Here is a 23,294-nt window from a genome sequence, read left to right as displayed (position 1 = left end):
ATCGTCAAGTCTCTTGACCGACTTTCCGCGCGAACCATCCGCGGCCGATTCGATCGACTCTGCGATCATTTTTCGATCGCGTCGATGGCCCGCTGGTAAGAGCCGCGGAAACGTTCACTATCGGTTTCGTCACGCAACCGTTTCAGAATTGGAAGGGCCTCTTTGGCATCTGGACCGACCTTTCCCAACAAGAACAAGGCGTAATAACGACGCCGGCGGTCTTCGGATTGCAAACCGTCGATCAGCACCGGCACAGCCTCCGGTCCGGCATCGTCGATGGAGCGCAACGCCCCGCGCGCGGCATCTTCGTCCTGTTCGCTAGCCAGCAATTCGAACAACGTCGGAACCGCTGCACGCGCGTCTGATCCGAGTTCCCCGAGAGCTCCGGCCGCGTCCCGTCGCACGGTCCAGTCCTCGTCCTCGAGCGCGGTGATCAAGTGCGTGACCGACTTTGACCGATCCGATTCGATCCGAGCCAGGCACTTCACCGCGGCCGAGCGAACCGAAGGGCGGGGATCACGGAGCAAGGGCAAAACGGTTGGCACGCTGTCCGCCGCGTCAGGACCAATTTCAGACAACGACCCCAAAGCGGCCATCAAGACGAGTTCTTCCTGGTCGTCCAGCAGCTCGCCCAGTGCCTGGCAGATCTCCGGCGAATGTGTCCCGATCTGCCCCAGTGACGTTGCGGCCGATATTCGAACTTCAATTTCGGGATCGGAAAGCAAGTTCAGCAGATCGTCGGAAGCGTCCTCCGCAGCGTCCCCCAGGCTACCAAGCGTGCCGGCGGCACTTTGCCGAACGCCTGGATCCGAATCTTTCAAAGCGACGCGGAGAGGTTTCACCGCCCGGGCAGCGGCTTCGCCGAGAGCCTGCAAACCATCGATCGCGCGACGACGCACCTTCGGGCTGTCGTCTTCGAGCGCCCGAATCAACATCGGCAGGGTCGTATCGGCGGGCCCGTGGGTGGCGACCGCGAACACAGCGGCCGAACGGACCCGGTCGTCGGCGTCCTCGACCAGCTTGGCCAACCGCACCGTGGTCGCGTCGGGCACGACACGCACGCGACCCATCGCGACCAGACTCGCGCGGCGAAGTTCCGGAGAGGGATCGTCAAGACATTTCACCAGTTCGGGCAACGCGTCGGCCGGTACCGGAGACATCTCCGCCAGAGCCTGGGCGGCACTGACCCTCGCTTCCGTTGACGCATCGCGCAATGCGTCGATCAGTGGCTCGGTCGCGAGCGGACCGATGTTCGCCAAAGCGACCGCCAACCGGTCGGCGGATTGTTCGGGATCCGCCGCAGCGCGAAGCAACGCGGGAACGACGCCCGGTCCGATTCGTCCGAGCGCCCGCGCGACCTCCGAATTCGGTGACGATTCCTTTTTCAACGCTTCAATCAGCGCATCGCTGGCGGGGAGGGCTCCCGCGCCCAGCGAACCGAGGGCGAACGCCGCTCCGGATCTAATGCTTGAATCTGGATCGGACAGCATTTTCCGCAGGCGGTTCATCGCGATGGAAGCATTCGGTCCCAAGCGATGCAAGGACGCGATCGCCGCGCTGCGGACCTGGTGCTGCGAGTCGGCAACCGCTGTGGTCAACAAATCGACCAGCCGTGCTTCAGAGATTCCAGAGCCAGCCAGCGCCGTGAGCGAAGCCGCTCGCAGGTTGGGATCTTCGTCCGCGGTCATTTCCAACAAGGTCTGCCGCGTCGATTCAGACAGCGGCCCACAATTCGCCAACCCTTCTGCGGCGATCGTTTTGACTTGCGAGTCGTCATTGGTGAGGGCTGTCGCAAGCACGTCACAAGCGGACTCGCCCAACCGAACCAATGATCGCGCGGCCTGCTGGCGGATTTCGTCCTGATCGTCATTCAGTGCGGCCGCTAGCGTGGGGATCACTCGGCGGGAGTCGTCGGCCATCCAGCCCATCGCATCCAACGCCGCAACGCGTCGTTGCGTGGACTCGTCCTGGGCGGCGGAAATCAGAGGATCGATGGAAGCCGAACCGATGCGGGAAAGCACCCACGCCGCCCGGTAGCGTCGTTGTTCATCTCTGTCAGCCAGATTTTCGATCAGCGAATTGATTGCCGAGTCGGCTCCGGGGCCAATCCGGGCAATCGCCATGGCGGATTGCATCCAAACCTGCTCGTCACGATCGGCCAGCCCGTGAATCAACGCGTCCAGGGCCGGTCGCGAATCAGGACCCAGCTTTGCCAACGAGTAAGCCGCGTCGCGGCGGGTTTCCAATTCGACGCTCTCTAGATCCGCCGCCAGAGATTCGATTGTGGTTTCGGGGGGATCGTCCGCGGGAGCAAAATCGACGGTGGTTAGACAGAGGGAGAGAGCCAGAACGAATCGCGCTCGCATCAGATCTGCAACTCCGAAATTCGTCCGGTGCTGTCGCCGACGAAATCGACCGGGGTCCCGAACCGGTCCAGCATCGACAGGAAAAGGTTGCACATCGGCGTCTCGGAGCGGACGCGGACGTGACGTCCCATGTCCAACGATCCGCCGCCGTGGCCGGCTAGCAACACCGGCAGGTTCTCGTTGTTGTGACGATCGCCATCACTGATCGCACTGCCATAGCAAATCATCGAGTGGTCCAACAGGGTGCCGTTGCCCTCGGGCGTCGCCTTCAGCCGTTGCAGGAAGTAGGCCAGCTGGGCGACGTGAAAGCGGTTGATTTCGCGAATCTTCGCATGCTTGGCGGCATCACCGCGGTGATGGGAAAGGTCGTGGTGTCCGTCCGGAACATCGATGTGTCGATAACTGCGATTGCTGCCGGCGTCGGCGAACATGCAAGTCGCAATTCGCGTCCGATCGGTCTGAAACGCCAACACCATCATGTCGCACATCAGCCGAATGTGCTCTGCGTAGTCGCTAGGGGTACCCTTGGGAATTGGATACTCGACGTCCACGGAGATTTTCGGGTCCTCGTCGCTGCGCTCGATCCGGCGCTCGACTTCGCGGACCCCGTAAAGGAATTCGTCCAGCTTTTGCTGGTCGTTACGTCCCAACTGGTTCTGCAATTTTCGGGCGTCATCGGAAATGAAATCCAGGATGCTCTTTTTCATCTCCTCGCGAGCGGCGGCATGCTTGTCATGTTTTCTGGGCGTGCCGTCACCGAACAGACGCTCAAAGACCAGTCGAGGGTTCGTTTCCTTTCCGACCGGTGTTGATTCGGATGACCATGAGATGTTGGAGGAGTAGGCACAGCTGTAGCCACTGTCGCAGTTACCGGCGCTACGCCCGGCTTCACAGCCAAGCTCCAGCGAAGCGAAACGGGTGGCGGCCCCGGCCGCTTGAGCGGCGACCTGATCGACAGACACCCCCGACCGGATATTCTCTCCGGCCGTTTTGCGTGGTTGAGCCCCGGTCAGGAACACCGAAGCGCTGCGGGCGTGGTCACCGGCACCGTCACCGTTGGCCCGACCCTTGTCGTGGGTCAGTCCACTTAGGACCATCACGTCGTCCTGGACCGAGGCCAGGGGCGAAAGAATATGCGGCAGGTCGAATCCATAGCCTTCGCGATGCGGCGTCCAATCGGGAAGATGGACCCCGTTGGGGACGAACATGAAGGCCATCCGCCGTGGCGGTGCGGAGGGCGTCGCGGCGCCGGCGATCGCGCGCGGGGCAAGCGATTCCATCCAGGGCAACGCCAGTGAGACGCCCAGCCCTCGGAGCACGGTTCGGCGGGTCCGTCGGCTGGTTTGGATACTCATTCTTCCCTCGCAAGTTCTCTTAACGTGAACGGGTCACTGGTCACAATCGCTGTCACCAATGCGGAGAATCGATAGTCCTGTGCTCTCAGCGTCGCCACACAATCCTTGACAGTGCAGCGGTCATACGATCGCAACCCACGTCCGAGTGCGTACGTCAACATCTTTTCTGACAAGCAGCGACAGAACTGGTCCTTCTTTTCATCTAGCAGAATCCGCATCAAATCCGCCGCCCCGTCGAATTGACGACCGCCCGGCAGTTCGCCCGACGTGTCGATGTCAAATTCGCCGTCTTTCGCACGCCAGGCACCGATCGCATCGAAAGATTCTAGACCGAAGCCCAGTGCGTCCATCGTCCGGTGGCAAACGGCACAGGATTCATTCGCCCGGTGTTGCTCCATCTGTTCTCGCAACGTGCCCAGGGTTTCCGTTCCCTCTTCCAACTCCGGCACGTTTGCCGGCGGCGGCGGCGGCGGTTCCGCCAGGATGTTCTCCAAAATCCATTTGCCGCGTTTGACCGGTGAAGTGCGGGTGGGGTTGGAGGTCAACATCAGGATGCTCGCGTGCGTCAGTACACCCCGACGCCCATCGGCCAACGGAACGCGTTGAAAATCCTCTCCCGCAACTTCCGGGATCCCGTAGTGCCGGGCAAGCCGTTCGTTGACGAAGGTGAAATCGGCGTCCAAAAACTCCAGCACGCTGCGATCTTCCTGAATCATCGTTTGGAAGAACAGCTCGGTCTCGCGACGCATCGCCGCCCGCAGTTCTCCGTCAAAGTCGGGAAACTTGTTCGGATCCGGCATCAACCGTGACACGTCACGAAGCTGCAACCATTGACCGGCAAAGTTGTCGACCAATGCCTGCGATTTTGGATCGGCCAGCATCCGCTTGGCTTCCGCAGCCAGAACTTCGTGACGGGTCAGCTCTCCGCTAGCGGCCAATTCGAACAGCCGCTGGTCCGGCATGCTGCTCCACAGAAAGTAGGACAGCCGAGACGCCAGTTCGTAGCCGTCCAAGGCCCGAATGCCGTCTTCGTCCTCGGGCGACGGATCCTGTTCGACGCGGAAAATGAAATTCGGGTTCGACAGGATTGCTGCCACCACGGTTTTCAGAATCTCTTCCTCGCCAAGGTCTCGTTGCCAGGCCAAACGCATGATTTGTAACAGACGGTCAGACTCCTCTTCCTTCAGAGGTCGGCGATACGCCCGCTCGGCAAAGGACCGAACGTTGCGCTGTGCGGTTTCAACTCGCTCCTCATCCGAGGCCGGGGTGTAGGGGAAGACCATCGCGCGAGCCGATTCATTCTCAATCACGCGATCGGCCACCACGGTGGCGGCGTCCAAGTATTTTTCCAACAAGATCGGCGGGATCGTCAGGACGCTCCCGATGTTGTCAAAGCCGTTGCCAACGTCGTCGGAGGGGAAGTCTTTGGCGAGCTGTAGATCCAGACCAACCAGGTCTCGGATGGTGTTGTCGTATTCGGCTTTGTTCAGCCGTTGGATGCTCACTCGGCCAGGGTGACTCTCGGCACCGCAATCAAACGTGGCCAACTCGGCCTCGATCGCGGACGAGACGCTGGCCACTTCGTCAGCGCTGGGCTGCGGATGATCGGCCGGCGGCATCTGATGGGCGTTGATCAGCCGAATCACCTTTTCCCAGAACTCGTAATCCGATTGCACGTTGGCCGAGTCTTCGTACTTGTCCAACGCCACACCGCCTTCGGCACCACCCTCGGAATGACAATCCAGGCAGTGCGTGGCGAGAAACGGGGCCACATTGGCGACGAAATTGGACGTCTGCGGCGTTCTTGATTCGGCCTGGTCTGCTGTCGCGTCGGACGATTGCTGCGTTGCGGTGCTCGATCCTTGCGAACTCGGTTCCTGGGCATCGGCGTCTGGACTGCTCACGCCGACTGCCAGACCGACCGCGAGTACAACCGCTAGCCCAAACAGCACCGACGTGGCCAGCCGTTTGCAGCGAACCGACGGCTGCGCCAAGCGGTCCGCCGCGGCCGTGGAGGGACCGGTGACTGGACGTCCGAAAGAAAGTCGGTGGTGGGGGAAATCGTTCATCGGCGGGTGGTCGCGAGTCGGCAATCCGCTCGCGGTCCGGGGAATTCGCACAGGTGGGACAGGGAGCGGGAAGGCGGGCGTGGGGGAGAGCCGCCCCTCACTTCACATCATAACACATCAACTTGGCCTGCTCTCGCAGATACAATCGGCCATTGGCAATAACCGGGTGGGCCCAACTTTCCTTGTCTTGGAACTCCGGCTTGAAGGATTGAACCAACGTAAACCCGCGAGGTGTCGCTTCGACCAGCATAATTGTTCCGTCTTGGCGGCGCATCACCAGATGACCGTCGGCGTAAACCATGCTGGTTTCACCCTTTCCCTCGGCGCGTTCCGGTCCCCAAGCCGTCTTCCCGGTCGCCATTTCGACACAGATCGGCAACCCGTTTCCGTTGCCATGACCGCAGTAGATGTAGCCGTCGACCAGGGTCATCCCGCCGTGCTTGTTTTGCAATTCGCCCGCGTCCAACCAGTAAACTTCATTGGCGGTCACGCCGCCCCGGCCATCGGCGGCCAATTTCAGCAGGGCAGATCCGGTGCCGTAGGCGGTGCTGGTGAAAACGAAGTCACCGTCGACGATGGGCGTTGGGATATTGGCGGTGGTGTTGGCGACGCGACTGTAGCGCCACAGGATTTGCCCGTCGTCGGCGCGCACACCGATCAGGCCTTTTCCGACCAGCTGCACGTATTGTTTGACGCCTCCGCCATTGGAGATCACCGCTGACGAATAGCCCGCACCGGCCTTCAAGTCATCCTGCGTGTCTTCGGACTTCAAGCTGGCCTTCCAAATCTCTTGACCGGTCAACTTGTCCAAGCAAACCATCAACGCCTGGGGGCCTCCGGGGGTACAGAGGACACGCTCTCCGTCGACCAGCGGTGATTCGCTGAATCCCCAGACGCTCATCATTTTGCCATTCCAATCGTCGAAGTCTCGGCTCCAGCGTTCGGATCCGTCCGCGGTGTTTAGACAAACAATTCGTCCGTCGCTGGTGACAACGTACAGTCGATCCTGGTCGATCGTCGGCGTCGATCGGCTTCCTTCGTATCCGTGTTTGGGAGCTCCGCTGGTCACCGGTTGCTTCCACAGCACGCTGCCATCGGTTGCATCGATGGCGATCACCGATTGGTTGTCGTCAAAGTTGCCGGTCGTGTAAATGCGATTGCCGACCACGGACACGCTGGCATACCCACCGCCCAGACCCTCTGCGGTCCAAACCAGCGGCGGGCCGCCTGCTTTCCATTGACCGAACAACCCGGTCTCCGGCGAACGATTGTCCCGGTGGGCGCCGCGCCATTGAGTCCAGTCTTCAGCTTGGGCCGTCGGGACGCTGCCGACCGTCAAGGCGAAAGCGACCACATGAAACAGGACGCGACGGGTCGAAATAGGTGACATCAGGTTTTCCTTCGATGCAATGCGGTGATCGTTAGATGATAGAAAATGGGGAAGCGAAGCGGGCCTAGACGAAGCGAATCATTCGGTACGGTTCAAGCGTCTTCAAAGCCGGCCGGCGGAAAGTGTTCGGCAATTTTGCGGCGGAGGAACAGCACGCTGCGACGCAGTTGATCAATCCCTTCCACACCGTCTTCGATGCTGATCCAGCCGTCAAACCCTTTGCTGTGCAGTTCACTGAAGATGGCATCGTAGTCATTGAGTCCTTTGCCGATCTCGCCGTGGCTGAGCCGTTTTGCGTAGCCGACCGATCCGCCTTCTTCGCGTCGCAGGTCCTCCAGCGTTCCTTCCAACAGGTACCGATCACTGGCATGCATCGTGACGACTCGGTCCGATACCCGCCGCAGCAGTTCCAGCGGGTCATCGCCGGCCAGGAAAGCGTTGCTCGGATCGTAATTGACGCCGAAATTGGGATCATCGATGGCCGCGACCAAATCGCAGAAGACGTCGATCTTTTGAGCAAATTCGGGGTACTCCCAAAAATCGTCTTTGTAGTGGTTTTCCAAAATCAGTGTCACGTCGTGTTCCGCCGCGAACGGCAAACACGACTGGATGCTTTCGGCGGCCAATCGGACGCCTTCGGTGGTGCTCAACTCCGGACGCCGCTGTCCGCTCAACACGCGGCAATAGCGACCGCCCAACGCATGCGTCATCCGGATCCAGCCCTTCTGCTTTTCGATCTCCGATTCGCGGAACGAGCGGTCCGGATGCGTGAAATCGGGACTGCAGCAAAGCATCGGGATGACCATCCCGCGGTCTTCAACCTGGCGGCGGAACCCAGGCCAATTCGACTCGTCGCGCATTTCCAGGAAGCCGGCGTAGAATTCCAATCCATCGATGTCCAAGGTCTCAGCCAGATCAAACCACTGGGACAAAGTCATGCTGCCGTCTTTGCACAGCGCCTGCATGTAGGCTTTGGGAAATGCGGCCAGTCGTGGCATGGTCAGAACTTGCGTGTGGAGGGTGATCGGGGAGAGTGGCGACCGGCGTGATCGCCATTGCCTGGTGCCGTTGTCAGATGAAGGATCAGACCGGAGTCAGCACCGATTTAACGACCTCGCCTTGATGCATTTTTTCGAAGGCGTCGTGCCACTGTTCAATCTGCCAAACACCCCCGATGATCGGACGGACGTCTAATGCTCCGCTGGCAAGCAGCGCCAGCACACGCTCCCAGATGGGCCAATTGTGGCTGAAGCTTCCCTGCAGCGTGACGTTCTTCTGCACCAATGGATCTAAGTTAAATCCCAGGGGTTGTGGCCCCCAACCGACTTTGCTAATCCATCCGGCCGGACGCACCAAGTCGATCGCAATTTTAAGTGTCGCGCTCGCGCCCGCAGCATCGATCACGCCGTCACATCCCAGACCGTCACGCTGCAACGCCCATGGCTTGGCATCCCCGATGATGCCTTCACAACCGTATTGCTTGGCGATATCCAGTCGTCGGGCATCGGACGGAAGTCCGACCAGTGCGACTTCTGCACCGCACAGCCTTGCCATCGCAGCACACAGAATCCCGATGGTACCCGGACCGAGCACAACCACACGGTCACCGGGTTCGATCCGTGCGTTGCGAACGACGGCGTTGTAGGCGACGCAGCACGGTTCGGTCAGGCAGGCGCGTTCAAAGGGCAACTCATCAGGGACGCGATGAAGGATTCGCTCCGGCACTCGAACGAATCGCGTCATGGCTCCGTCCACCCCGTACCCGAATCCCTTGCGAGTCGGATCCAGGTTGTACAGACCGCGTCGAGTCATCGGATTCTGGGGGTCAATGATTGCCGCGGTCTCACTGACCACGCGGTCTCCCTCTTTCCAACCTTGGACGTCTCGGCCGAGTTCGACAATGGTGCCGCCAAATTCATGCCCCAGGACAACGGGGTAGTTGACCGGCCAGGAATGATCGGCGGTCCATTGATGCAAATCACTGCCACAGACGCCGACGTTGGCGACTTCCAGCAATACATCGTCAGATCCAATCTCCGGCCGTTCAAACTCCCGGATCTCGACCGATCCCTTTTCCGGCGCATAATTGACCACGGCAGCAGACTTCATTGATTGACTCTCCATCGCACACGCTTCCGGCGCGGCGGCAAACGGGTTGGGATGCCGACATTCGAATCGAATCTCGACGTCCGAGCGAGTGGGGGAGGGAAACAATTGCGGGGGCGAGGTTCGTTCCCGCCCCCTTTCGATTGTTCAAAACGCCCGGCAAGACGCTCCGAGGCGTGGGAGCGGCGCGTCAGCCACTGTCTGGCGACGGCAGCTACACGGAATCCGCGATCGACAAGCTATTCAATGCAAAGCGGCGCCGTCGATCTAATCTTCGTCGGTGCGGAACGGTGAGGCGGGTAATCCGGCGCGATTGTAAAGCGTGCCAATCGGATTGTTCGCCCAGCTGTATCGCACTGCGGTGGGTTGTTTGACCTCGGGAGCGCTCACGACGACCGTGTCGCCTTCGATTTTCGCATTTCCCCAGACAAATTGCTTGTCGTCTCCGGCAATCGCAAAGCCTTTCAGTTCTCCGCCCTTGGCCATCAACCCCTCTCCGACGTGCTCGAAACGCAGGGTCGCCTGGCCCGGGTCAAAGGTGGCGGAGACGAATTCCGGACCGCGCGATACCAGGTCGCGATCGTAGGCGATCTTCAGCGCTGATAAAGCCAGTCGCCGGCCCACCTCCTGTTTGTTTCGGGGGTGTATGTCATTGGCTTCGCCGATGTCAATTGCCGATGCGATCCCGGCATGCGGATCGTTCTTGGCCGTCATCTGTTGGGCTTCGCGAAGCATCGCCCAACCTGATTCGACCGGTTGCGTTTGCACGGCCATGAAGTTTGCCAATTCCACGATCAGAAACGTGAATTGGTCCGACGTAAACTTTTCACGCCAATCACCAATCAGAGTGGGCAACAGCGTTCGGTACTGCACCGGCCGCCCCGCATTGGATTCGCCCTGGTACCAAATCGCGCCTTTCACTGCCAACGGCTCCAAGGGCGCGATCATGCCGTTGTACAACACGGTGACCACGTTCGGATTGGAGTTCAGTGGCTGGGGCGTCGGTTTGGCTTTGGCCAATGGAGTCGTCGCCTGGTACTTCCAGGCCCCGGCCAGCGGGATCGAGGTTTGGCCTTCAACCTGCACGGACATCTGGTCAGGATTCCCGTACAAGCCTCCTCCGCCGCCGGTATCCAAGACACGAATGGAAATCACATTGCGTCCCGCCTTCAGGTACTCCGCGGGGATTTGATAATCGCGGCCACGCATCCATTCCGCTTGCCCGCCGACGCGATGCCCGTTGACCCAGGTCGTATCACGGTCGTCGATTGGCCCCAGGTGGACAACGGCTGGCTTTCCGGCAGCCTGCTCCGGGACGGAGAACTCTTTTTGAAACCAGACCACGCCGTCGTAGTTCGAAAGCCCGCGGTCTTCCCAATTGCCCGGCAGTTCCATCGAAGACCATTCCTCCGATTCGTCTGCACCGTCTTGCCAGTTCTCGCGGGTTCCCGGATCGTTGTCCTTCCACCAACGTTCCATCATGGCTTCAAAGCCGTTCTCTCCGGATCGCTTGGCCGCCGCCTGTTGTTGAAACGATTCGACGACCGGGGCAAAGTCGTCCATGGTTCGCAGCGACCCCGCGCTGGTCCACGCTTCTGCCACCGTGCCACCCCAGGACGCGTGAACCAATCCGATCGGCACTTCCAATTCACGCTGAAGATCACGGCCAAAGAAATAGCCCACCGCGCTGAAACCGCGCGCGGTCTCGGGAGTGCACGTCGTCCAGCGGGCAGCAACGGTCTGTTGCGGTTCGGCGGAGATTCGTTTGGGAACGCTGAACAGCCGCAGCTTGGGATGATGCGCGGCGGCGATCTCCTGCTGGGCATCGTTCGCCGCAGCGAGCGGCCATTCCATGTTGGATTGACCCGAACAGATCCAGACGTCTCCGACCAGCACGTCGCTGATCGTGACCGATTGCGGCCCGGTCACCGTTAGCTCGTGCGGTCCTCCCGCGGGCAACGGCTCCAGCCAGGCCATCCAACGCCCGGATGAATCCGCTTCCGCCGTGCCCGAACGATCTGCAACGGAAACGGTGACCTTTTGGCCGGGGTGTGCCCAGCCCCAAACCGGTGTCTTCAGATCCCGCTGCAATACCATGTGATCACTGAACAGCGGGTGGACAAACGGAAGTTCCTGTGCGGCCGCACGGTCGCTAAAAAAGCCGGACGCCATCAACAGCATCACGACGAGGGACGGAAGGAGGGCTCGTTTTCGCATGGTGATCGTCTCTATTCAGTGGGGAAGGGAAAGCAGGAGGCCAACTCGGGGCCGGTTTATTCCACGACCGAATCGCGGTCTTTTTGCTGGGCATGCCGCAATCGTTCCAGCATCTGGCGGAGCGTTGCTGGATCCTCGGATGCCAGATCGCTCGACTCCGTCGGATCGACGCCAAGATTGTACAACTGATGAGTTGTCGTTTTGCCGTTCTGCGTTTCGATCAGTTTCCACGGTCCGTGTCGCAAGGAAACCGAGCGCCATCGGGGGCCGGCGGTGTAGATCGAACGGGTTGGTATCGGTTCCGCTTCAAGCAACCACGCCGACAGATCGGTTCCATCCCAACGCAGCGTTGACTCCGGCTGAAAACCCGCCAGGGCACAGAAGGTGGGCATCCAATCGATGATTTGTACAGGGTCGTCGACGTGTCCGCGGCGGATGCGGCCGGGCCACGAGACGATCGTCGGCACCCGCGTGCCTCCTTCGTACACGTCGCCTTTCCCGCCACGCAACGGGTGGTTGTCTCCGGTCAATCGACCGCTGGGGCAATCATCGTCGGGGTACTTTGAGTCGTTGTTCTCCACGGTGCTGCCGCCGTTGTCGCTGGTGAAGACGACCAGTGTCCGCTCGCGAACTCCTTTTTCGTTCAGGGCGGCAAGAATCTGCCCCACTGCGTCATCCAGGTGCATGATGCTGGCGGCATAGTGCCTCGCCACGTCGCCTTCAATTGCCTCCGGCACTTGGTTCAACCAGACCGTCGGTTCTTTTAGGGGCAGATGAATCGCAGTGTATGGAACGTAAAGAAAGAAAGGGGAATCGCCGCGTGACTGAATCCACCGCACCGCTTCGTTCGTCAACAGGTCCGTGACGTGGCCTGATTCCTCGATCAGTTCTTCGTCGCGGTGCCAGGTCACACTGTAAGGACCTTTCTTGTAACGATGATTCCAGGGGCTGACTCCGCCCGCCAGGGAGCCATACGAATGGTCAAAACCGAAATGCCCCGGGCCCCATTTGGGCAATGAACCCAGGTGCCATTTGCCAATCAAACAGGTGTCATATCCGACGCTGCTGAGCGCCCGCGGCAGCGTGACGGTTTCTTCCGGCAACGCCTGGGAATTGGTCGGGGTCGTGATACCAAAGCGGCTCCAGCAACGACCGGTCAGCAAACCGGTTCGCGTGGGACTGCAAACCGGCGCGACGTAGTGCTGACGCAGTTCCAGATTCTGTTCGGCAAGTCGATCCAGATTGGGCGTGGGGGCGTTGCCGCCGTGAAACGCGACGTCGGCCCAGCCGAGATCGTCGGCCATGATGAACACGATGTTGGGACGCTCGGATGAGCCCATTGCGGGCGCAATGCCGATCACCGCAAACGCCGACAGGACCATCCAAAGCACGACCGTCGCGCGATTGGTGCGAACCAAGATTGGACGTGTGGTCTGAGAAGGAGCACGGCAGGCCGCGTCACGAAACGACGACGCGCAGCGGTAGGGTGATTCCATGGTCAGCTTAATGCAGAGACTTGGAGGTTTCATGCAGAGACGTGAAGGTCGGTGATGACCGACTGGGGGCGGGTGCACGGGGCAGAAGGCGTTCCGCGCATTTGGCATTGATGACGGGCGGTCAGTGTAACACGGCGTTAGGGAGGGATCGGGGGCGTGATCGGCGTCAATTGCTGCGAAGACCAGGCTGAAAAATGTGAATCTGGAAATCGAACCGGTGGGTTGTTGCGAACGGGCCGTTCCGGAAGGTTAGAATGCAGTTCCCGCCCTCGAATGACGTTCCCCACCCCGCCAAAGCCGGCACCGCGATTTGTCTCTGGCATCTTCGGCCTTGAAGTCCAAAGTCCCAGAGGCTCGCAAACCAGCGCGTGCCCGCACCGGCACGACTGCAACCGGCCATCGTTGAGCCCATGATGCGTCTGCCCAGAACAAGCACTTTGAACGCTCGCGCCCAGCACCGCATGGCACGGATTTCACCGCGCTGCAACGCCTCACGTCTGGTCCGCGCGGCCTTCGAGATTCAGCTTGGCAGACTTGGCCAGATCGGTTTGCAGGGTGCCGTCGTCGCTATGTTCATGATCGGTGTTTCCGCCGGTGTGGCTGCGGCCGATCCGATCGGCGACGAACCGATTCGCTACAACGACCAAATCCGACCGATCTTTGCGGAGCACTGTCTGCACTGTCACGGTCCGGACGAAAGCCAGCGGCAGGCCGGATTGCGGCTCGATCAATCGGGTGACTCTCTCCAGGAGGTCGTCGTCGCCGGCGACCCGCAGGCCAGCACGCTGATTGAACGAATCGAGTCCGATGACGACCAGTTGCGGATGCCTCCGCCGGAGTCGGAGAAGCGTTTGTCGGACGATCAGATTGCGTTGTTGCGAAGATGGGTTGGCCAAGGGGCGAACTATGACACTCATTGGGCGTTCACGCCGATTCGCGATTCGGAAGAATCGACGATTGACGACTTTGTCCAAGCCGGTCTGGAAGCACAGTCCCTGACGCCCAGTGAAACGGTCAGCCGACAAACCTTGATCCGGCGTGTCACGTTTGACCTGACCGGATTGCCACCGCGTTGGGAAGAAGTCCAGGAATTCGTCCGCGACGAATCTCCAGAGGCTTATTCCAAGCTGATCGATCGGCTGCTTGATTCGCCCCGCTACGGCGAGAGGTGGGGACGTCATTGGTTGGATCTGGCTCGTTACGCCGATACGCATGGCGGTAGTGCGATCGGGTTCACCAAGTTTCCCTACTCGTACACGTATCGCGACTACGTCATTCAAGCGTTCAACCAGGATCTGCCTTACGATCAATTCATTCGTGAACAGTTGGCGGCCGACCAGTTGGGCTTGGATGAGCACGATCCCGCCTTGGCGGCGCTCGGTTTCCTGACGATCGGGATGCAGTACCGAAACCCCCACGATGTGATCGATGACCAGATCGATGTGGTGACGCGAGGCTTGATGGGGCTGACGGTGGCATGTGCCCGATGTCATGACCACAAGTACGATCCGATTCCGACGGCAGACTACTACGCGCTGTATGCAACGTTTGCCAGCAGCCAACGGCCGGAACAGCCGCCTCTTTTGGGGCCGCCGCCGGCGACGCCGGAATACGAACAGTATCGGAACGAATTGGAACTCCGCCGGACTCGCTTCGAGGATTCACGCCGGGACCAGACGGCCGTGATGGCAAGTCGACTGCGCATGCAGGTGGGAATGTACTTGACTGAAATTGCCGAGGGGGCCACCGAACAGGACCTCTCTTCCGCCTTTTTGTCATACCGGACGGATGACCAACGGCCCCGCGTGCTCAATCGCTGGCGGGAGTATCTGTTGGAGATGCCTTCGGAGGATCCTGTGTTTGGTCCGTGGGTGCAATTGCGAGAGGTGGAATCGGGGGACTTCGGCAAAGCGTGCCAGGAGTTGCTGCAGCGGATGCGAGAGCAGAATGGCGATCCTGCGACTTTCGCCAAGGTTTGGGAGTTGGGGACCGTGGCGCCGCGCTGGAATCCGCGGGTCTTGCAAATGCTGGAGGACCGAGCCCCAAAGAACCTCGCCGAGTTGGCTGCTGGGTACGGACATTTGTTCGCCGACGTCCACCGGGAATGGTTGAAATCTCTGTTGGCCGCCTCCGAAGAAGCCGCGGTGGATGGAGAAATCGTGACCGATCAGGATCAGCGGCACGCCACGATCAATAGTGCCATCGATTCCCAACTGCGGCGTCACTTGTATTCGCCGGGGACACCGACCGTGATGCCGGACGAGCTCGCCGCCCGGCTTCTCAATCGCACGGTCCGTGACAGCCTGGGTGGGAAAGAAGGAGCGATCGAAAACCTGCATTTGACCCATCCAGCTTCGCCGCCCCGGCCGATGTTGTTGAGTGAACAAGAGCATCCGGGAGCCTTCCATGTGTTCCGCCGAGGCAATCCGGTGGATCGCGGAGATCCGGTTGAGCCTCATTTCTTGACGGTGCTGGCGTCCGGGAATCCGCCAGCATTCCCCGCCGGTCGGCGGCGGCTGGCACTTGCCAATGCGATCACGGATCCGTCCAACCCGTTGACGCGCCGCGTGATCGTCAATTGGGTGTGGCTGCACCATTTCGGACGAGGACTGGTTCGAACCCCGGATGATTTTGGAACACGCGGACAGTCTCCCACGCACCCGAAGCTGCTCGATCACCTGGCAAACGCTTTGGTGGAAGACGGTTGGTCGATCAAGTCGTTGCACCGGCGCATTTTGCTGTCTCGCGCCTACCGTCAGGCGGCGATGGAGAGACCTGCCGCTCGCTCCAACGATCCTGACAATCGATCTTTGTGGCGGATGCCGCGACGACGGCTTGATTTGGAAGCGATGCGGGATGCGATGTTGGCCGTTTCCGGGGAACTGGACACGACGGCGACGGGTGGACGTCCGTTTGACTTTCTGGCCCGGCCGACGGTACCGCGACGGAGTGTGTATGGGTTTATCAATCGAGACGTTCCGTCCAGCTTGACCAGCACGTTCGATGGTGCCAATGCCAGTGCTTGCACCGCCAAGCGGCCCGAAACCGTCGTTCCGCAGCAAACACTCTTTGCGTTGAATTCCGAATTCATTCAAGATCGGGCGGCCGCATTCGCGGTCTTGGCATCACGAGAGGTCGCATCCGAACCGGCCGAAAGGGTTCGGTGGATGTACCGACGGGCTTACTCTCGGCGTCCAACCGATCAGGAATTGGAGTCGTCTTTGCAGTTCGTTCGGGCGGCCAACTCGATCGCCGGCGGGGACGACCAGATTGACTCGGGCGGGCAGGTTGACGCGGGCTGGCAGCAGTTGGCCCACGTGTTGTTGGCGTCCAACGAATTTGTTTTTACTGATTGATCAAGGAATCGCAACGTGAACCACGAAGTCCGAAACGCTGGTCCGATGCCCGATCCGTCGGCGATGGATCATCGGCAAGGTGCTGCTCGCGCGGCGGATCCGGTTTCGTTCGGCCGGCGGGACTTCCTGCAACGTTGCGGCATGGGATTCGGCTCTCTGGCCCTGGCTGATCTGTTATCGCGCCAAAGTTTTGCTGGGGTCGAACCCCATTTTCCGAGCCGTGCCAAACATGTCATCCATGTTTTTCTAAACGGCGGAATGTCCCAGGTCGACACGTTCGATCCGAAACCCGAATTGACGCGCCGGGGCGGACAAATGCTGCCGTTTGACAATCTGCAAACCGAGCGGCGAACGGGCGTGGCGCTGCCGTCCCCCTTTCAATTCAAGCAACACGGGGAAAGCGGGATTCCGGTCAGTGATCTGTTTCCCCATCTGTCCCAGTGTGTCGATGAAATGGCCGTCGTGCGATCGATGCACGCCGAATTGCCGAACCATGAGATGTCGCTGATGCTGATGAACAGCGGCGACCAGCGACTGGTCCGGCCCAGCTTCGGTTCCTGGCTGACGTGGGGGATGGGCAGTGAGAATGAAAACCTTCCTGGGTTCGTTGCCCTGTGTCCCGGTGGCATGCCGGTCGGGGGCGCCGCCAATTGGAGATCGGCGTTTTTACCCGGCGTCTACCAGGGAACCCACGTCGACACGTCCCAGCAGGATCCGACTCAGTTGATTCGAAACGTCCGCAATGGGCGAATGCCGGAGGATCAGCAGCGGCAACAGTTTGAATTCTTACAGCAGCTCAATGCGCGGCATCTCGCCGACCGGCCCGGGGAAGCGGCGTTGGAGGCGCGTTTGCGTTCGTTTGAGCTGGCCTACCGGATGCAGGTCGAAGCGACCGACGCGTTCGACGTCAGCCAGGAACCCGAATCGATTCTGAAACTCTACGGCGACGGACCGCAAAACCGTCAGCTCTTGATTGCTCGGCGGTTGGTCGAGCGTGGCGTGCGTTTCGTACAAACCTGGCACGGTGGTGGGCAGCCTTGGGATAGCCATGCCAACATCGCGAACGAACACCGTCGCGTCGCCGGAGAGTGCGACCAGGGATTGGCGGCACTGATCATGGATCTCAAGTCCCGCGGACTTTTGGACCAAACGCTGGTCCTGTGTACCGGGGAATTCGGGCGAACGCCGTCGGTTGAATTGGGACAAAACGGTGCCGGCGCCTCGCAGGGACGCGATCACAACCACTGGGGATTCTCCCTGTGGCTGGCCGGGGGCGGTATCCGCGGAGGCACCGTGTACGGCGCAACCGACGAGTTCGGTTTTCGGGCGGTGGAGAATCCGGTTTCAGTGCACGACCTGCATGCGACGATGCTTCATCTGCTGGGCTTCGATCACGAACGGTTGACGTACCGATATGCCGGACGCGATTTTCGGTTGACCGACGTGCATGGTCGGGTCATCCGCGACCTGTTGGCGTGATTTTGGCAAGCGCCCTTTTCGATCCGCACCGGACAGGGCGCTTGGAGCGGGTTCGGCGGATCTTGGCGGCAAGCTTCTCCCCTGTTACCGGCGGAAACCGACGGCAATGACAAGTCCTCGTTTCAAAGTGGTCATCACCGACTTGATCACCGAACCACTGGAATACGAACGGTCGGTGTTGGACGGCGTTGCCGACGTGGTGGCTTTGCAAGCGATGTCGGAGTCGGAGTTGCAGGGAAAGGTGGAAGATGCCGATGCGGTGATGGTTTACCACTACTTTCGTTTCACCGATGCAACCATCAAACGTCTGGAGCGTTGTCGTGTGATCGTCCGGCCGGGGGTCGGATACGACGGAGTCGATATTGAAGCGGCTCGCCTTCAAGGCATTCCCGTTTGCAATGTTCCTGATTACGGGACCGAAGAAGTCGCGGACTCGGCAGTTTCCATGGCGATCTCATTGGCGCGAGGATCACACTTTCTGAACAGCAGGTTGAAGCGGGGTGTTGGGGATTGGAACGTCGATCAAGCGGCCCCTCTGTGGCGGCTTCGCGGTCGGCGATTCGGGATCATCGGGTGTGGACGCATTGGTACCGCCGCGGCGCTGCGGGCAAAGTCTTTCGGGATGGACGTCGCTTTCTATGATCCCTACCTGCCGGACGGCATCGATAAAGCGCTCGGGGTCGAGCGCTTTGATCGGCTGGAAGAATTGCTTTCCGCCTCACACATCCTCAGTTTGCATTGCCCCCTGACCGCTGAAACACGGGGGATGATCGGCGGACCGCAGATCCGTGAAATGCCGTGGGGTTCCATTCTGGTGAACACTTCGCGGGGCGGCGTGGTCGATACGGCGGCCGTCATTGCCGCGCTCGGTGAAGGCCACTTGGCCGGTGCAGCCATCGATGTGCTGGAGCAGGAACCGCCGGAGCCTGACAGCCCGGTCCTGGCGGCTTGGCGCGATCCGACGCATCCGGCCCACGATCGCTTGTTGCTGAATCCCCACACCGCCTTCTATTGCGAAGAAGGATGCGCCGAGTTCCGAACCAAGGGCGCCCAGGAAGTCCTGCGGGGGCTGTTGGGTGAGCCGTTGCGGAACTGCGTCAACGCGCCGGTCAACACGCGTCGTTGATTTCTGAGTTGGCCGACAGATTGCCTGGCGGTGCGATCGCTAGGTTGCTCCCGATCGTTAATCCGTAGGGATCGGAAAAGTTTCGTGGAAGCGCGCTCCGAAATAGGACCTAGTGTGCCCCTCGAGATCGAGAGAATGTCGACCATGAATACCTATCCGATTCGTATCACCGGATTGATCGCTGCGACCGCTTTGGGGCCCTACGTGGCCACGGAGACGGAGATGGGGCGCAATGCCGTTTCCCAGGTCAGTTCCGTATTCAGTGGGGATGCAACGGTTGAGCCGTCCGCCGCCTTGCCGCCGGCCACTGGCGACGACTACGCACATCATGCGTTGTACGAGGTGGAGCAGTTGCGCCGGTTGGATCCGGAACGCTATCGCTACGATGAGAATTTGGCGCGAAAACTTGGGGCGATCCCGGCCGACCCAAACGCCATGCCCACGCTAAGCGGATACCACGTCGGAGATCTGGGGGAAGTCCTGCGGTTCGACATCACGGCGGATTGGGTGATCCAACGGTTCTCGCGGGTCAGCACCGTCCTGGCCAATTTGGAACTGGAAGGCATGCGGGTCCCGATCGTGACCGGAATTCGGGCGGACGACCTCGCCGGCACCCTGACTTACTATTTTGACAAGTCGGGCCGCCTGCAACGCCTGACCATTCACGGATTTACCGGAGATCCGTCGCGATTCGCCGGGTTGATGGTCGCGCACTACGGTCTGCAGCGCGAGCCCTCGCTGGATGCCGGAGTGTTTACCAAACGCTGGAACGGACGCCCCACACACTTCATGCGTCTGACTCGAGCTCCTGTCGTCTACAGCGACGCGGTGCACCAAAAGTACACCGTGTTTTTGGAGCTCAACGAGCCCAACCTGGCGTACGGAATCAGCGACGAAGCGAGACAAATCGTGGCCTCGGACAACCACACCGGTCGGTGGTAGACTGCCCAACATGTCACGGCGAAAACGCAGCAAGAAGTCCGGTGGTGTGAAACCAGTGTCGTCCCAAACTCCAGGTGAATCGGACTCATCCTCTGCTTCCGATCCGGTATCCGAGGCGGAATCGGGGTCTGCCAACTCTTCTGCGGAACCGAACGGAACGACTCCGGGAGACTCCGCCACGGACGAAACGATGTCCGCCAGCCCGGTGTCCGCCAGCCCATTGTTCGCCGGCAAGTTGCCGTCCCTCTCGCGGATCACTTCGGTGATCATGCTGCTGGTGGGGATTCTGGTCGTTGGGCTCTTGTTCTACAAAGTCATGGTGGGGTTTTTCATTCCCCTGTTCATGGCGGCAGCGTTGGTGGTGATTTTTCGTCCGGTCAACGAATGGTTCCTCAAACGCTTGAAGGGCCGGCGATCTCTGGCTGCCGCTGGGACAACCGGTGTGATTCTGGCGATTGTCCTGGTCCCCGTGGGACTGTTGGTGTCCATCGCGATCGGTCAACTGACCGGGCTGGTCAGTCGCACCGACTTGAATGATTTGAAGTCGGCACTGGACCGAGGACGCGTTCAATTGGGGCTGAACCTGCCACATGCAGATCGTTTTCGCCGGCTGGACGAGTTGATCGCGAAGCTTGATGACGTGAAGAATCCCAACACCGTGTTGTTGGAGATTGCCGAGGCGAGGGAGTTGATCGTTTTTCTGGATCGCAATGTCGACGGCGCCGTCACGGCCGATGACGAGCGCGAGGCTGCCATGGAACAGCTGAGCCAGTTCCGGGAGATTGCGCAAGAGTTGAGCGACTCCAAGCAGTCTGAAACTCCGGTCGACCGGATCGCCATTGAGGAAGAGTTTCACCGGAAGTCGGTGGTGGCTTCGGCAGCCATTGGAGCCTGGATCAACGCCAAGTTGGGCGGATCCTTTCGAACGCAAGCGAAGCTATTGACCAATCCCAGCGAACGCGATGTGGCGTTGACGGTGCGGGCGGTGCGTGAATACCTGCAACCGCGCTTTGTCAATTTCACCAGTGCCACGGGTCAGTTCCTGGTTCAGCTGCTGATCGGGATGCTGATCATGGTCATTTCGATCTATTTTTTCCTGGTCGATGGACCCGCGATGATTCGAACGCTGATGCGTTTGAGCCCGCTGGATGATGCTTATGAATTGAGACTGTTGGGTGAATTTGAGAAAACGAGTCGGGCGGTGGTGCTGGCAAGTGTGCTCAGCGCGGTGATTCAGGGTCTGCTCGCGACCATTGCGTTTTATCTGTGCGGCCTGCAGTCCATCATCTTGCTGTTCATGATCACCACCGTGATGGCGTTGATTCCTTTTCTCGGGGCGGCCTCGGTTTGGCTCCCCTGCGCGGTCTACATTGGCGCCGTCGAACAACGCTACGGTGTCGCGATTCTGTTGGCCATTTACGGAGCGGTTGTCGTTTCGTCGATCGACAACGTGATCAAGGCCTACATTCTGCACGGCCACTCTCAATTGCATCCGTTGATTGCTCTGCTCAGCGTGCTCGGCGGTGTCCCCGTATTCGGCCCGATCGGAATCTTGATCGGGCCGATGGTCGTCGTGTTCTTACAGACGTTGCTGGAAATCTTGAACCATGAACTTGAATCCCGCGACCGAGTGGATTCGATGGCTTCGCCGGATGATGATGCAACCGGGACGACCGATGAACGCGCGGAAAGGAACGCGGCGCCGGCCGCGGGATAGCCGGTTTTTCGGCCAACAACTTGATCGGTGCGGAGACCGTTTCCGCGTGACCTCCTTGGGACTTCACCCACTTCGATGCAATGACCGTTGATCTGACCACTTTTGAAACTGTTTGCCAGCGAATGCGTCAAGCGGCGCTGTACACCTCATCCGCCGATGCATTGGAGTGGGACGAACGCACGGGCATGCCCGCTGCAGCGGGAGAGTACCGCGCCGACCAGGTGGCAGAATTGCGGTCGGCAGCGCATGCGTTGAAGACGGGCGCCGCTTACGGCGAAGCTCTGGCGACGCTGAAGGACCAGTTGGACGACGAGGACCCGCATGGTGACATCAGCACCACCATCCGGGAGTTGCATCGCGACTGGTGTCGGGACAGCCGGCTGCCGGTCGATCTGGTTGCGCGGTTGAGCGTGGCAACCGTGCGAGGTCAACAAGCCTGGGATGCGGCGCGAAAGAACGATCGATTCGGAGATTTTCGCGGCGCCCTGGAACAGATCATCACGCTCAAACGCGATGTCGGACAGCGTTTGGCCGAGGGAACATCCTCCAGTGCTTACGAAGCGTTGATGGACGAGTACGAACCGGGGGCCTCAGTCGCTGCCTTGACGCCGGTCTTCGCCGACTTGAAACAGCGACTGACCGACTTGATCACACGGATCACCGACGCGCCTCGGCAGCCGCGCGTCGAACTTCTCAGCCGCGAATACCCCATCGATGCTCAACGCCGATTCAGTGCGCAAATCGCCCACGCGGTCGGATTTGATTTTGACCGGGGACGCTTGGACGAAACCAGTCATCCGTTTTGCACCACCTTGGGTCCCCAGGACTGTCGGATCCTGACCCGATACGAAGCCAATTGGTTCCCGGGGGGATTCTTCGGCACGTTACACGAAGCCGGTCACGGAATGTACGAGCAGGGGCTCCGCGACGATTGGTTCGGTCTTCCACCGGGCAGCTACGTGTCGTTGGGGATCCACGAATCGCAATCACGATTGTGGGAGAATCAGGTCGGGCGAAGCCTGCCGTTTTGGAAGTGGCTTTATCCGTCGGCCAAATCCGCGTTCCCGGACGCACTGGATGAGGTCTCGCTGGACGAGTTGTACTTTGCGGTCAATCACGTGCGTCCCAGCATGATTCGCGTGGAAGCGGATGAAGCAACTTACAACCTGCACATCTTGATCCGGTTCGAACTGGAACAGGCACTGATCTCCGGTGACTTGTCGGTGGACGAGCTTCCGATGGCGTGGAATGAACAGTATCAACGCTGTCTTGGGATTCAGCCCAGCAACGATGCCGAAGGAGTGCTCCAGGATGTGCACTGGAGTGCGGGATTGTTTGGCTACTTTCCGACATACACGCTGGGAAATCTGGCTGCGGCACAATTGTATGCGGCCGCGGTGACCGACATGCCGGATTTGGAACACGACTTTTCCCGCGGCGAGTTTGAACGCCTGCTGCATTGGTTGTGCGAGCGTGTTCACCGACATGGACGCTGTTACAGCGGAGCGGAGTTGATCAAGAACGCCACCGGCGACGAACTCTCCGCGGACCATCTGATGGACTACCTGGAGTCCAAATTGACACCGCTGTTCGGTCTTTGAAGCTTGCGTCGGCTGCCCCCGACCGCGATTCAACGGTCAACCTGATCAAAGCCGTCGCCCGACGTCGGAAAGCC

The 23,294-nt window shown here is 60.0% G+C and carries 14 protein-coding genes; 6 read left to right on the top strand and 8 right to left on the bottom strand.

What is annotated here, in order from left to right:
* Positions 1 to 65: 65 nt before the first annotated feature.
* From FYK55_RS04530 to FYK55_RS04495, 8 genes are all read right to left on the bottom strand, one after another.
* A complete protein-coding gene (locus FYK55_RS04530) occupies positions 66 to 2,366 on the bottom strand; it encodes a HEAT repeat domain-containing protein (RefSeq protein ID WP_150075171.1) in 2,301 nt (766 codons plus the stop codon).
* The gene (locus tag FYK55_RS04525) at positions 2,366 to 3,721 is read right to left on the bottom strand and encodes a DUF1552 domain-containing protein (protein WP_150075170.1); all 1,356 of its coding nucleotides are present in this window, start codon (positions 3,719 to 3,721) and stop codon (positions 2,366 to 2,368) included. The genes FYK55_RS04530 and FYK55_RS04525 overlap by 1 nt, the downstream gene beginning before the upstream one ends.
* Complete coding sequence (locus tag FYK55_RS04520; protein WP_150075169.1) at positions 3,718 to 5,790, bottom strand: DUF1592 domain-containing protein; 2,073 nt, start codon at positions 5,788 to 5,790, stop codon at positions 3,718 to 3,720. The genes FYK55_RS04525 and FYK55_RS04520 overlap by 4 nt, the downstream gene beginning before the upstream one ends.
* 97 nt (positions 5,791 to 5,887) lie before the next feature.
* A complete protein-coding gene (locus FYK55_RS04515; protein WP_150075168.1) occupies positions 5,888 to 7,180 on the bottom strand; it encodes a PQQ-binding-like beta-propeller repeat protein in 1,293 nt (430 codons plus the stop codon).
* A gap of 92 nt (positions 7,181 to 7,272) precedes the next feature.
* The gene (locus FYK55_RS04510) at positions 7,273 to 8,178 is read right to left on the bottom strand and encodes a sugar phosphate isomerase/epimerase family protein (RefSeq protein ID WP_150075167.1); all 906 of its coding nucleotides are present in this window, start codon (positions 8,176 to 8,178) and stop codon (positions 7,273 to 7,275) included.
* Positions 8,179 to 8,263: 85 nt separating this feature from the next.
* Positions 8,264 to 9,289, bottom strand: a complete 1,026-nt coding sequence (locus tag FYK55_RS04505; RefSeq protein ID WP_150075166.1) for a zinc-binding dehydrogenase — start codon at positions 9,287 to 9,289, stop codon at positions 8,264 to 8,266.
* A gap of 264 nt (positions 9,290 to 9,553) precedes the next feature.
* Positions 9,554 to 11,503, bottom strand: a complete 1,950-nt coding sequence (locus tag FYK55_RS04500; RefSeq protein WP_150075165.1) for a sialate O-acetylesterase — start codon at positions 11,501 to 11,503, stop codon at positions 9,554 to 9,556.
* A 56-nt stretch (positions 11,504 to 11,559) separates the two neighbouring features.
* Complete coding sequence (locus FYK55_RS04495; protein ID WP_161604307.1) at positions 11,560 to 12,999, bottom strand: sulfatase-like hydrolase/transferase; 1,440 nt, start codon at positions 12,997 to 12,999, stop codon at positions 11,560 to 11,562.
* Between the two features lie 461 nt (positions 13,000 to 13,460).
* Here FYK55_RS04495 and FYK55_RS04490 point away from each other — a divergent pair, with 461 nt between their 5' ends.
* The 6 genes from FYK55_RS04490 to FYK55_RS04465 all read left to right on the top strand — a co-directional run bounded on the left by FYK55_RS04490 (position 13,461) and on the right by FYK55_RS04465 (position 23,220).
* Complete coding sequence (locus FYK55_RS04490) at positions 13,461 to 16,355, top strand: PSD1 and planctomycete cytochrome C domain-containing protein (RefSeq protein WP_161604306.1); 2,895 nt, start codon at positions 13,461 to 13,463, stop codon at positions 16,353 to 16,355.
* Between the two features lie 141 nt (positions 16,356 to 16,496).
* Positions 16,497 to 17,834, top strand: coding sequence for a DUF1501 domain-containing protein (locus FYK55_RS04485; RefSeq protein WP_201743629.1), 1,338 nt, complete (start codon positions 16,497 to 16,499; stop codon positions 17,832 to 17,834).
* Between the two features lie 106 nt (positions 17,835 to 17,940).
* The gene (locus FYK55_RS04480; RefSeq protein WP_150075162.1) at positions 17,941 to 18,960 is read left to right on the top strand and encodes a C-terminal binding protein; all 1,020 of its coding nucleotides are present in this window, start codon (positions 17,941 to 17,943) and stop codon (positions 18,958 to 18,960) included.
* Positions 18,961 to 19,104: 144 nt separating this feature from the next.
* Complete coding sequence (locus FYK55_RS04475) at positions 19,105 to 19,902, top strand: DUF6690 family protein (protein ID WP_150075161.1); 798 nt, start codon at positions 19,105 to 19,107, stop codon at positions 19,900 to 19,902.
* A 190-nt stretch (positions 19,903 to 20,092) separates the two neighbouring features.
* Positions 20,093 to 21,619 (top strand): AI-2E family transporter, encoded by a 1,527-nt coding sequence (locus tag FYK55_RS04470; protein WP_235908412.1) that lies wholly within the window; start codon positions 20,093 to 20,095, stop codon positions 21,617 to 21,619.
* An 80-nt stretch (positions 21,620 to 21,699) separates the two neighbouring features.
* Positions 21,700 to 23,220, top strand: a complete 1,521-nt coding sequence (locus FYK55_RS04465; protein ID WP_150075159.1) for a carboxypeptidase M32 — start codon at positions 21,700 to 21,702, stop codon at positions 23,218 to 23,220.
* The last annotated feature ends 74 nt before the right edge of the window (positions 23,221 to 23,294 follow it).

This window comes from Roseiconus nitratireducens, from assembly GCF_008629675.1.
GTDB classification, from domain to species: Bacteria; Planctomycetota; Planctomycetia; order Pirellulales; family Pirellulaceae; genus Stieleria; species Stieleria nitratireducens.
The sequence above is the reverse complement of the archived record's forward strand: the minus strand, read 5'-3'. Positions and strand labels throughout refer to the sequence as shown.